The organism is Pricia mediterranea (genome assembly GCF_032248455.1).
Classification (GTDB): Bacteria; Bacteroidota; Bacteroidia; order Flavobacteriales; family Flavobacteriaceae; genus Pricia; species Pricia mediterranea.
Genome location: NZ_JAVTTP010000001.1, coordinates 1,742,018 through 1,754,016 on the forward strand (window position 1 = coordinate 1,742,018; position 11,999 = coordinate 1,754,016).

Consider the following 11,999-nt stretch of genomic DNA (forward strand, 5'->3'; position numbering starts at 1 on the left):
TTTTTAAATGCATAGCCTTAACTGCGGAACTCAAAAAGGACAAGGCCTACGAAGCTTCTTCTTGCTAACCGACTGCTTGCATAGCTTGGAATTAAAAACCGTAATCGATTCAAGTCCATATCCCGGAAGGTAACCATAGCTCCTAAATTATTAGCCGAATGGTTTAAAGCATCTACTGAATGGGAAATTTTATTGGGAGATTGTCGTTTGTTGTACCTATGTTGTACCTGAAAAGAAAAAGCCGACTCGTTAAAGTCGGCTTATCCCCTGCTGTACCTTGGGTGGGAATCGAACCCACACGTCCGAAGACACTGGATTTTGAATCCAGCGCGTCTACCAGTTCCGCCACCAAGGCAAAATGCAATCAAACCATTTCTGGACCGCTTCTCCATCGGAGGAAAACCTAGCTTCACTCATCGAATCGATCGCTGGGTTGAAATGGACTGCAAAACTATAAAATATTTCGATTGCCGCGCCAAAAATATCAAGATTTATCCTTCCCCGACCCGAATAAATGTCTAAATTTGCACCTCGCTTTGAAAAAGCTAGGCAGAGCTTAGCATCGTGATTAACGCAACAAACAGGAGTACAATCATTTAACCATGCCCTATCAAGTTCCCGAGCCTAAGATCTTCGCCTGTACCCAAAGTACCGCACTGGCTAAAAAAATAGCGCTAGCCTATGGCACCGATCTTGGCAAGATTCATTTTTCAAGGTACAGTGACGGGGAGTTTCAGCCGTCTTTCGAAGAGTCGGTACGCGGCGCCCGGATCTTTATTATCGGTTCGACCAACCCGAGTTCCGAGAACTTGATGGAAATGCTGCTCATGCTCGATGCGGCCAAGCGGGCGTCGGCACGACATATAACCGCCGTGATGCCCTACTTCGGGTGGGCGCGGCAAGACCGTAAAGACAAGCCACGCGTCCCGATCGCGGCCAAACTGATCGCAAAAATGCTGGAAGCGGCCGGGGCGACACGTATCATTACAATGGACCTGCACGCCGACCAAATTCAGGGGTTCTTTGAAAAACCGGTGGACCACCTATTTGCATCGACCCTTTTTCTTCCGTACCTGAGAAAAATGAACCTTAAAAACCTGACCATTGCCTCGCCGGATATGGGAGGGTCCAAAAGGGCGTATGCGTATTCCAAAGCCTTGGAATGCGAGGTGGTCGTCTGCTACAAGCAGCGCGCCAAGGCCAATGTAATTTCTTATATGGAACTCATCGGCGATGTACAGGACAAAAATGTGGTCTTGGTCGACGATATGGTCGATACGGCCGGAACCTTGACCAGAGCGGCCGACCTGATGGTAGAACGCGGTGCGCTGAGCGTAAGGGCGATAACGACACACGGACTCCTATCCGGCGACGCGTACCAGAAAATAGAAGATTCACAATTGTTGGAATTAATCGTTACCGATTCTATTCCAACTAGAAAAGACAGTGATAAAGTAAAAGTATTGAGCTGTGCCGAACTGTTCGCCGATGTCATGCACCGCGTTCACCACAACACCTCGATTTCATCGAAGTTCTTGATGTAAACGCTGGGTCAGTGGGCGGTGGCAGTAGTAGCAGTAGTAGCAGTAGAAAATAAATGTAACCGGTAATCAAAAAACAATTCAATCCAAAATTAATAATCAGTAATCCATAATTATCAAAAATGAAGTCAATTAAAGTTAAAGGATCAGAAAGAGAAAGCGTGGGCAAAAAGGCAACGAAGGCCCTACGTAATGCTGGAAAGGTTCCTTGCGTTATATACGGAGGGGATAAGCCGATACACTTTTCAGCGGATGAAATAGCATTCAATGATTTGGTGTACACTCCCGCCGCACATACCGTAAGCGTTGACTTCGGTGGTGATGTAGGTATTGTAAGGGCGATTATGCAGGATATTCAGTTCCATCCGGTAACCGACAACATTCTGCACATCGATTTCTATGAGCTCTTCGACGATAGGGAAGTGACGATGAATATCCCCGTACGTCTGCAAGGCAATGCCCCCGGGGTCCGCAATGGTGGACGCCTACTTTTCAGAAAGAGAAAGCTGGCAATTCGGGCCTATCCCGACAAATTGCCCGATTTCTTCGATATTGATATTTCCAAGTTATTGATCGGTGACAACATCACCGTAGAGACCTTGTTGAATGACGATTTCGAGATACTGCATCCCGAGACCACGGTTGTGGTACAAGTGAAAGAAATGCGTGCGGCCATTGTCGTCGATACCGAAGATGACGAAGAGCTGGAAGGCGTTGAAGGAGAAGAAGGTGTTGAAGGAGAAGAAGGCGCAGCCGAAGGAGGCGAGGCGTCCGAAGGAGGCGACGATAGCAAAGAATAGTTTTTCTTTGGATTATCATAACGGAGCATTCCGAATACCCATGACTATCGGTATTCGGAATGCTTTTGTATTTTTAGGGAAGCTTATTTTTCAGCATATCCGGTCTCGACGGATGAAGTTAATAGAGATAACCTAAGCAAGAGAAAACCGATGCTCCAATTTTTGAAATCCCTTTTTAAAACCGATACCCCCCTGTTGGATGAACCAGATACCATGAAAAAATTTTTAATTGTAGGATTAGGAAATATAGGCGAAAAATATGCCGAGACGCGCCATAATGTGGGATTCAAAATTTTAGATGCCCTCGCGTCGAAAGAAGAACTTTCGTTCGAAACCGCAAGATTGGGCGATGTGGGGTCATTCAAGGTGAAGGGCAGAAGCCTTTTATGCCTAAAACCCTCGACCTTTATGAACCTCAGCGGCAAGGCAGTGCACTATTGGATGGAACAGGAAAAAATTCCTTTGGAAAATGTGCTGATCATTACTGACGATATCAACCTCCCCTTTGGAACGATACGTTTGAAATCCAAAGGCAGTGATGGCGGACACAACGGACTCAAAGATATCCAGAACGTTTTGGGAACTACGAAATACAACCGCTTCCGGTTTGGAGTCGGCGCCGATTTCGGGCAGGGAAGACAGGTAGATTATGTCTTGGGCGAATGGAACAAGGAGGAGAGAAAAGCCCTGCCCGAACGTTTTGAAAAAGCAAATGCCCTTATAAAATCCTTTGTCCTCGCCGGCCCTAAGATTACCATGAACGAGTTCAATGGTACTTAAAAAGGCTAAAATTCCAAATCCCAAAATGCGTTACCACGGCAACCACTATCCTCTGTCACAAAACGTCTAAAAACTAACGTCTATCGTTTAACGACTAAAGACTACCAACTAAAAAACCTTAAAGTCCAAGACCCCCGTATCGGAGGTGTTGCCTAACGCATCGACGGTGACGATCCTCCAGTAGTAAACAACATCGGAGACTACGCTAACTTTTTGAGAGGTATCATCGGTATCTAGTAATGCAATCAACGCCTCCGGCGGATTTTCGGTGGAGAAGTAGATGCTATACCCTTCGATATCATCGTCAAGATCGGTGGCCGTCCATTGCAAGTTGACTTCATTATCGATATCCTTGAATACCGTGGCCCCGGGTTCTGGGGCGATAATCTCGGCGGGGAACGGAACATGTTCGGTTTGCTTACCTGGATTATAAAAATGCCAGATCGGGCTGGTCGCAGTTTCGTTGGTTTGACTGTTCTTTGAAATAACGAACCAGGAATAAGGCATTCCCTCTTCCAAGGGCAAGGTGAGGTCGATGGTTCGCTGCTCCCTATCGACCACGAGACCGGAAATCAAGTTCGTGACCACTATTTCGTAGCTCTCGCTGTGATTGCCGGGCAGCCAACGAAAGCGGACGAGATTATTTCCATCGTCCGTCTTTTGTACCGGTATACATTCCGAATTTCTTGCCGGTTCGACCAGCAGGGCCTTCTGGGGCGGGTTCGGGGGGTTCTTTTTGCATCCCGACAAGAGCAGCACCCCCAGTAAAACAAAAAAAAATGTTCTCATCGTTTAATCACTTTGATCGTTCCTTTGACGTTATCGCCTTCGAACTTGACGACATAAACGCCCTGCGGCAGTCCCATAAAATCGAGATTCACCTGATTTCCACTCGGTGTATACACTTCTTCCCGGACCCATTGCCCATCCACGGTGAAAATTGCAATGGTCACGCGCTCTTCGACAGCCCCTAAAAACAGATGGGTATCCGTGCGGAACGGATTTGGAAATGCGGTCGGGCCGTTGGATACAACAAACTGATTTTGGTAAACCCCTTGACAAACCATGTCCGTAGACACCTTAAGTCCATTCTTTCCGGTGGCGAGATCCAGGGTGATTTCGGATTTTTCGGTACGCAGCGCTCTTCCATTCAATATAATCGTATAGACATCGGCACCAGCCAATGCAAGTACGACCTGCTTGCCGCTTTGGGCCAAGCTCGCGGTTACGGCCAAGGGTTCGGGCTGGGTGACCACCACCTCAAAACAATACCCCTCATATTCGATTTCGACATCGGACCCATCGATACATACGGTATAGGTGCCGACGGGCAGGTTCGAGGCCGTAAACCTATCGGTAAAGGTATCGGTTATCGCCGTCCCGTCCCCTGTAATGCTTATTCCATAATCGATAGTGTCGAGCAAAACCGCTTCCACCCTGATTTCACCGTCGTCGTTCCCGCGGCAAGACAGGCTTTCGACGGAAACCAAAAAGTTATCGCTGGGAAATCTGTAGATGGGACATCCTGACGTATCCACTTCCACACCTTCAGGTGTACCAGGACATAGGTCGTCCCCGTCGTCGAACACCCCGTCGCGGTCGGCATCGGGACGGAAATCGTCCTCGACGCAGACATCCAACGAAAAATTGTTCAAGGTTCCGCCATCGCCCCTCGAAATATCTTGTATTTCCAACACCCATTCCCCCAAAATGGACTCCCCCTCAAAGGAATCCAACGACCCGGAGGGTTTTACGGTACCGGAAATTCCGGTATCGGCAACGGCACCACATTCAAAAGCGGCCGCATCGTCGTCAAAGGTCGCGTTGATATTTCTTAGGTCCCCACAGGAATTAGCAACCAAGCTCACCGTGGTATTCAAGGGCGAGGTCAAGGTAATCCGTAGATCCTCCAGATAGTCATGGTCGAGATTGAGGTTGACATTGATGTCCGCCAAGCGTAAATCCTCAAAAAAAGCGATGGTGGAGGTTATTGTCAATTCCCTATTCGATGCTATCGGAGTGGGGGGTCCGTAAGCGGATTTGGCATCACAGTTCACAGGAAGGGTTGTAAAGCCAAACTGCGCGCTGAAAACTCCTTCTCCACAGGCGTTCGAGGGCTTTATCCTCCAAAAATAAGTGCTTTCGTTCTCCAGATTTTTCGCGGTATAACTGTTCGAAGCTATGGTCTCCGTCTCCACGATATCGGTAAAGGCGGCATCGGTAGCAATTTGGATGTCATAGGAGGAATAGGCCGGACCGCCTTCCCATTCCAAGCTTGCCCACTTCGAGACATCCGTTGCTCCATCGGCGGGGGATTGCAGTACCACAGCGGGAAAATCGGTATCGAATACCGCCAGCCGGATTCCGATCTGTTTAGTGGCGCTTGCCGAGGTCGCGGTCAACAGCACCTCATAGTTTCCCTCGGGAACGCTCCCCGTGTTTTCCAACAAGATGTTCACCGGAATATCGCCTGCCGTAGCGGTCGAAGGGGAAAAAGAGACCTGCAGGCCTGCAGGCAACCCGGCCATGCCAAAGCTCACCTCCTCCGAAAAACCGAGGTAGGTTTCATACACAAAGGGAATGTTCAGATCTTGGGATTGACACACCTCATAGTCCAAATCGGCAAGGTTCAGCACAATCTCGGAAGCCTGGATGGTAAAATTGGAAGCATTGACCGCGAGAAAAATATTATCGGCGGCCTTGACCATGATCCGTGCCGCTTCGGTGGGTTGGCCCGGAAAGACTATTTCTTCCGCCCCATCGTTCGGCACGGCTTCGGCCAGTGTAATCGGGAAGGACTCCCCCCCGTCAGTGGACAGGAAAATATCGACGGACTCCGCATTGACCGGGGCCGCATCGGTGTTCGCCACGTTCCACAGAATCTCATGGGCTTCCCCGGCCGTATAGATTTCGCCCACCGCCTGCGAAGTGACCGAGAAAGGTCCTGCCTCGTTGGTCACCGACACCTTGACCAGTTCGGAAACCACTTGTCCCCCGCCGGGGGCATTGTCCCGCACGGTAAAGGCGAAATTCAGCTCCCGCTCTACCTCGGAAACGGTTTCCCATTCGGTATCCAAAGTCGGATTTGTTTCCGTCAGTTGGCCTTGGACGATTCGCGAAAGCAACGGAAAATAGCGCGTCGGTTCGGTCATAGGGGGTCTGGATCTAAAATTGGCCCCGTTCGGATTGGTCGGTCCGAAGGTCGCCTCCTTGACGATTCCGTTATCGATCTGTTCCCAAGTATAGGTGAGAACGTCCCCGGCATCCGAATCTGTGGCGCTGCCCGTCAAAACAAACGCGGTGGATTTCGGAATCACATGATCCGCAAGCGCATTGACCACGGGAGGATTATTGGAAAGCGGAACGACCTGCCCGCAATCCTTCGTTTTTAAATTTTCGATAATCTGGTCGATACTCACATAATGGAAATAATCGTCCCCGTTCGGCACCACATCATCCTGGTCGGTGATGCCGGCATACCCCATAATCGTAGAGCCACTACCCGGCTCTACCTGTACGGGCGTACCTTCCCATTCGTACGACCAGCTGTGGTTCGCCCCCAGCTGGTGTCCCATCTCGTGGGCCACAAAATCCAAATCGAAAATATCGCCTTGGGGGCTTTGGCTCGAAGAATAGGCCTGGCCCTTTTGGTTATCGACGCAGATGGCCCCGATAAAACCGGCATTGCCCCCGTTCGCACCTTGGTGGAATACGTGACCGATATCGTAATTCGCCGGGCCGATCTGATCCGTCATCGCACTTTGGCCCTCGTTGCCCAAAGCGCTGAGCGAACCCCGGAAAGGGTCGGTCTCGGCATCGGTATAAATAGTCGCATCGGTTTCTCCGACAAGCTGTAAGGTCACCGCCAAATCGGTCTCGAAGACCTCGTTCACCCTGGTTATTGTAGCGTTAATGGCCGCCAGCGCGTCAGCTACGGTACCCCCGTGAAATTCGGTGTACTCGGCCGAGGCCGCTATGGCCAGCCGATATCTGCGCAGCACCTGCCCATCCACCGGTTTGGCGGTCAGATTGTTTCCTCTGGCAAGAAGCTTATCTTGGGTGTGGCAGATAAAATCACTATCCACCTGGTTTTCGGAACTCCTTGAATACATAACGTACGTATCCCCGGAGACCTTTTGTACAAAACGAGTATCGCGGCCATCGCTATGTACGATCATGGCCTGAATGTTTTTGGGGGACATACTAAAACGGACCCTAACGTTCGGGTTATCGACACCTTGGCCCACATAGGATTTTATTCCAGGGTATTTTTGGGACAATGCCGGAGAAAGCACAGGGGATTCCACCACCCTGAACGCAGTAAATTCACCTTCGCCATCGGGAAAATGGATAATTTTGGCGGATTTTCCATTGCGCGAAGTGGATGTCAACGATAATCTGAAAGCAGCTTCCCGGAAGGAAAACACATCCGATTTCTTAACCTCGAAGCGTTCTGTAATCTTTTTCGATACGTCGTTCCGTGCGGTTTTTCGTTCCCAGTATTGCCCCTGTGCGGATGCGTAAAAGGAAAGAAATACTATGGTAATTGAGAAAAGTAACCGTAATTTTGCGAGCATTCGAAGCATTTAATGCATTCCCAAATATAAGTCTTTTTATTACTTTTAGTAGGTGGTTACAGTCCAAAGCATCTCCAATTACGACAAACGACATCCCACGGCCATCACCATAGGCACATTTGACGGGGTGCATATCGGGCACCGTAAAATACTGGAACGGCTGATCAGAAATGCGGCTACATTGGACTTAAAATCCACGGTACTTACCTTCTTCCCACATCCCCGGATGGTGCTGCAAAAAGATATGGATATCAAACTGCTCAACACCATCGATGAAAAGACGGGAATATTGGCGGATATGGGGCTGGACCAGCTCATCATCCATCCGTTCTCGAAAGAATTTTCACGGCTTTCCGCGACCAAGTTCGTTCGCGATATTCTCGTGAACGACCTGAAAGCCAAAAAAGTCATCATTGGCTACGACCATCGTTTTGGCAGAAACCGCACCGCGGATATTACAGACCTAAAAGTCTTCGGCGGAACCTTGGGCTTTGAGGTAGAGGAAATTACGGCTCAAGAGATCGACGAGGTATCGGTCAGTTCGACCAAAATCCGAAAAGCTTTGGAAGAAGGCGACATCCCCACGGCAAATTCCTATTTGGGATATCCTTATATGCTCACCGGAATTGTGGAAAAAGGCAAAGGTTTGGGTCGTCAGATCGGATATCCGACCGCCAACCTGAACATTTCCGAAACCTATAAATTAGTGCCCAAAAATGGGGTCTATGTAGTGCAGAGCGAACTTTTCGGGCAAACTGTGCACGGCATGATGAACATCGGCAACAATCCGACCATACAAGGAAAGGGCTTCAGCATCGAGGTCAACTATTTCGATTTCGAGCAAGACCTGTACGGAAAGAATATTCAAGTGGACATTTTATATCGCATCCGGGACGAGCAGAAGTTCGATTCCTTGGAAGTCCTAAAAAGCCATCTTCAAAAAGATAAAGAAAGTGCCCTGGCCCTAATTTCGAAGTAAGGGACTGCTTTGAATTGTGTGATTAGAATTTTTATAGGTTATTTTTGATGCCATTTTAGGCAAAATTTTCTGGCATAGCCCTAGCTACGGTATAAAATTTTAACGACCAACGGCGCAAAAAGAAGCATAAAAAACTAATTGACATATTTCAAAACAGTCTCTCAAATGGTAAATCGTTTTCTCTTCACGAAAATCGATAACTCGCCCCTGATCATCTTCCGAATATTTTTCGGGATACTGGTCGCGCTCGAGTGCTACGGCGCCATGCTGACAGGCTGGATCAAAAGAACCCTGGTCGAGCCCCGGTTTACCTTTAATTTTATCGGTTTTGACTGGTTGCAGCCCTTGCCCGGCGTCGGCATGTACATCTATTTTTTCATCATGGGTACGCTAGGCGTCATGATTGCGCTGGGCTACAGATACCGGTTCAGTATCATCTCGTTCACCCTGCTGTGGACGGGGGTTTACTTGATGCAAAAGACATCGTACAACAACCACTACTACCTGCTGGTGCTCATCTCGGGATGGATGTGCTTTTTCCCGGCCCACCGGAGCCGTTCCCTAGATCTGCGGCGCCATCCTGCCCTTAAATCCGATGCCATGTACGCTTGGGTCAAATGGGCCATTATCTTTCAGCTGCTGATCGTCTACGTCTACGCTGCGATCGCCAAGGTTTACGGAGATTGGCTCGACTTCGGAATCATTAGGATATTGATGCTCGGCAAGGAGCACTATTACGTGATCGGCGAGCTGCTACAACAACCATGGATCCATAAGATTATCGGGATCGTCGGCATTCTTTTCGATCTGCTCATCGTACCGGCGCTACTTTATAAACCGACGCGCAAGTTCGCCTTTTTTGTATCCATCTTTTTCCACCTGTTCAATTCCATCGTCTTTCAGATCGGTATTTTCCCGTACCTGTCCCTCGCCTTCACGGTTTTCTTTTTCAAGCCGGAGAGCATCCGTAAAATCTTTTTTAAACGTAAAAAACCGTATCTGCCGAACAAGATGGAGGTACCCGCCTATAGTACTTTGCTCTACACGCTAGGGGGACTCTATTTTCTGGTGCAACTGGCACTCCCCCTACGGCAACATTTCATTGAAGACGAGGTGCTGTGGACGGAGGAAGGTCACCGGCTCAGTTGGCGGATGATGCTCCGCAGCCGCAGCGGCACGCTCCAGTTCAAGGTCGTGGAAAAAAGTAGCGAAAACTCCAAAATCGTGAATCTGGACGACTATCTAAGCAAGAAACAAAAACGCCGCATTGCCGCCTACCCCGATTTTATCTGGCAGTTCGCCCAGTACCTGAAAAAGGAGTATGCGGCCCAAGGTACCGATATCTCCGTTTATGCCGTCAACTCGAAGGTCAGCATCAACGGTCGCCCTATGCGCGCCTTTATCGATCCTAAAGTCGATCTGGCCGTGGCGAAATGGGATTATTTTTGGCACAACGAATGGATACTGCCGAGTCCCAATTTCAAGTCCCGACCATCACCGGACCTTCACCCAAGAATAAAATGACAGGACAGCCTCCGAAAATTAGCATCATTATCCCAACTTTGAACGAGGCCCGCCGTATCGTACCGCTACTCGCGCATGTACGGGATAACGGTTCACCGGAAAACATTTTGGAAATCTTGGTCATAGACGGGGGCAGTACCGACGGTACGGTGGCAATGGCTTCGGATTTCGGTGCGAAGGTGTATTCCTCGGGAAGAGGAAGGGCCAGGCAAATGAACTTCGGAGCGGGGAGGGCAAGGGGCGAAATCCTCTATTTTTTGCATGCCGACACCATGCCGCCCAAGGGTTTCGATCGGCTTATTGTCGAAGCCGTCGGCAACGGCGACAAGGTCGGATGTTTCCGACTGCAGTTCGACACGCCGAACCGATTTTTGTCATTTTTTGCGTGGTTTTCCAGGTTCAACCATCCCCTCTGCCGGGGAGGCGACCAATCGCTCTACATCACCGGGCAACTTTTTGACAAGACCAGAGGATTTAACGAAGATTATGTTGTTTACGAAGACGTTGAGTTTATCGGTCGCCTGTACCAAAATTCCAAGTTCAAAATACTGCCGGGGCAGGTCGTGACCTCCACACGGAAGTACGAACAAAATGGTACGATCAAGCTGCAATACCACTTCGGGGTCATCCACCTTAAACATTTTCTCGGTGCGGGGCCGAAAGCACTTTATGACTATTACAAACGCAACATTATAGCGTAAATTGAGCGTGAATTCGAAGCTGTGCAATCCATAGCGTCTCCAGTCATCTTCCTTCATAATCCAACAAAATCCCTTCGGCGATCCATTTCGCGAGGGCCTGCCGATTTTGATGCACTAGAATACGTCGTTGGTCCTTTTTGTTGCGGATATTCCCCACCTCGATAAAGGTCATCGCAGGATGGGTCTTTTTGACCAGATACAAGGAGGTCCGGTCTTGAAAAGTACCCGAATAGACCCGGTTGGGCTGGTACTTCTTGTAATTCTTTCGGAAGGTGTTGTGGATGCTCTCCGCCAATCTTTTCCCGTTTTTGCTCTTTTCGTGATGGTAGAAAAAAACATCGATATTCTGGCCGACGCTACGGCTGTCGATATGGGTGACGATCAGACGTTGATATTGGCCGCGATGTCTATTGTAGAGCCCGTTCACGATATCGACCCGCTGTTTCAGGCGCTTTACCTGGTTCAAAGGGATGGGCTTGTTCAGATAGGCCACCTCGTCATGGTCCATTTTTAAGATACGCTCATCGCGAATACCGTCATTTTCGTCCCGGATGATCACGTAAACCATGGCCCCGTGGGAGATGAGCTCCCGGGTCAAACGCAGGGTAATGTCATAGGCGTACTCGTCTTCGCTGATGGTCTTGCCCGCATATTCGGCCATGGCACCGGGATCGGGACCGCCGTGACCCGACACCAGATAATAGACCGTACCGGCGAGCCTATCGCTTTTCATAAGCACCGTGGAATGCTTCTCGCCTAAAATAGGAATCTCTCGGGTCTTGATATCTTTTACCTCGGATGCCTTTCTTTGGATGGAATCGACAACTGCCACATGTGCATCCGCAGCAGGAATGCGATATTCCCGGCCGGCATATAGGTGGATGCTATCGCGAAGATTATCCACGTTCATGGCAATAAAATCATCGTAGTGGGCGTAGGGATCCACTCCCTGCTTTCGCAAAAGTGACAGGATGCCATCGCCTTCTTTGGCCACCACGGTCTGTAAGGTATCTTGTGGAAAAAATAGCGATGGCATGCCCATGAGCAGCATCGGGATGCACATTTTGCAAATTTGAAAAAAAGAATCCAACTTCATC

General features: G+C 49.3%; 9 protein-coding genes and 1 tRNA gene. 6 read left to right on the plus strand and 4 right to left on the minus strand.

The window, feature by feature from the left end; genetic code table 11:
- Nucleotides 1–273: 273 nt before the first annotated feature.
- Nucleotides 274–355 (minus strand) — tRNA-Leu (locus RQM65_RS07240).
- Nucleotides 356–602: 247 nt separating this feature from the next.
- On the opposite strand from RQM65_RS07240, the gene RQM65_RS07245 reads away from it, so the two are divergent.
- From RQM65_RS07245 to pth, 3 genes are all read left to right on the plus strand, one after another.
- Nucleotides 603–1,544 carry a ribose-phosphate pyrophosphokinase gene (locus tag RQM65_RS07245; protein WP_314013783.1) on the plus strand — a complete coding sequence of 314 codons (942 nt, stop codon included), beginning with the start codon at nucleotides 603–605 and terminating at the stop codon, nucleotides 1,542–1,544.
- Between the two features lie 119 nt (nucleotides 1,545–1,663).
- Complete coding sequence (locus RQM65_RS07250) at nucleotides 1,664–2,341, plus strand: 50S ribosomal protein L25/general stress protein Ctc (RefSeq protein ID WP_314013784.1); 678 nt, start codon at nucleotides 1,664–1,666, stop codon at nucleotides 2,339–2,341.
- Nucleotides 2,342–2,491: 150 nt separating this feature from the next.
- Nucleotides 2,492–3,121 carry an aminoacyl-tRNA hydrolase gene (pth, locus tag RQM65_RS07255; RefSeq protein ID WP_314013785.1) on the plus strand — a complete coding sequence of 210 codons (630 nt, stop codon included), beginning with the start codon at nucleotides 2,492–2,494 and terminating at the stop codon, nucleotides 3,119–3,121.
- A 108-nt stretch (nucleotides 3,122–3,229) separates the two neighbouring features.
- Here the strand turns inward: pth and RQM65_RS07260 are convergent, their stop codons facing one another.
- Together RQM65_RS07260 and RQM65_RS07265 are read right to left on the minus strand one after the other, a co-directional pair.
- A complete protein-coding gene (locus RQM65_RS07260; protein ID WP_314013787.1) occupies nucleotides 3,230–3,910 on the minus strand; it encodes a hypothetical protein in 681 nt (226 codons plus the stop codon).
- Nucleotides 3,907–7,698 carry a reprolysin-like metallopeptidase gene (locus RQM65_RS07265; RefSeq protein WP_314013789.1) on the minus strand — a complete coding sequence of 1,264 codons (3,792 nt, stop codon included), beginning with the start codon at nucleotides 7,696–7,698 and terminating at the stop codon, nucleotides 3,907–3,909. The genes RQM65_RS07260 and RQM65_RS07265 overlap by 4 nt, the downstream gene beginning before the upstream one ends.
- A gap of 52 nt (nucleotides 7,699–7,750) precedes the next feature.
- Here RQM65_RS07265 and RQM65_RS07270 point away from each other — a divergent pair, with 52 nt between their 5' ends.
- The 3 genes from RQM65_RS07270 to RQM65_RS07280 all read left to right on the plus strand — a co-directional run bounded on the left by RQM65_RS07270 (nucleotide 7,751) and on the right by RQM65_RS07280 (nucleotide 10,902).
- Complete coding sequence (locus RQM65_RS07270) at nucleotides 7,751–8,677, plus strand: bifunctional riboflavin kinase/FAD synthetase (RefSeq protein WP_314013791.1); 927 nt, start codon at nucleotides 7,751–7,753, stop codon at nucleotides 8,675–8,677.
- A 165-nt stretch (nucleotides 8,678–8,842) separates the two neighbouring features.
- The gene (locus RQM65_RS07275) at nucleotides 8,843–10,201 is read left to right on the plus strand and encodes an HTTM domain-containing protein (RefSeq protein WP_314013792.1); all 1,359 of its coding nucleotides are present in this window, start codon (nucleotides 8,843–8,845) and stop codon (nucleotides 10,199–10,201) included.
- Nucleotides 10,198–10,902, plus strand: a complete 705-nt coding sequence (locus tag RQM65_RS07280; RefSeq protein WP_314013794.1) for a TIGR04283 family arsenosugar biosynthesis glycosyltransferase — start codon at nucleotides 10,198–10,200, stop codon at nucleotides 10,900–10,902. The genes RQM65_RS07275 and RQM65_RS07280 overlap by 4 nt, the downstream gene beginning before the upstream one ends.
- A gap of 43 nt (nucleotides 10,903–10,945) precedes the next feature.
- On the opposite strand, the gene RQM65_RS07285 is transcribed toward RQM65_RS07280, so the two are convergent.
- On the minus strand, nucleotides 10,946–11,965 hold the full coding sequence (locus RQM65_RS07285) for an N-acetylmuramoyl-L-alanine amidase family protein (protein WP_314013795.1): 1,020 nt from the start codon (nucleotides 11,963–11,965) through the stop codon (nucleotides 10,946–10,948).
- Between the last annotated feature and the right edge of the window lie 34 nt (nucleotides 11,966–11,999).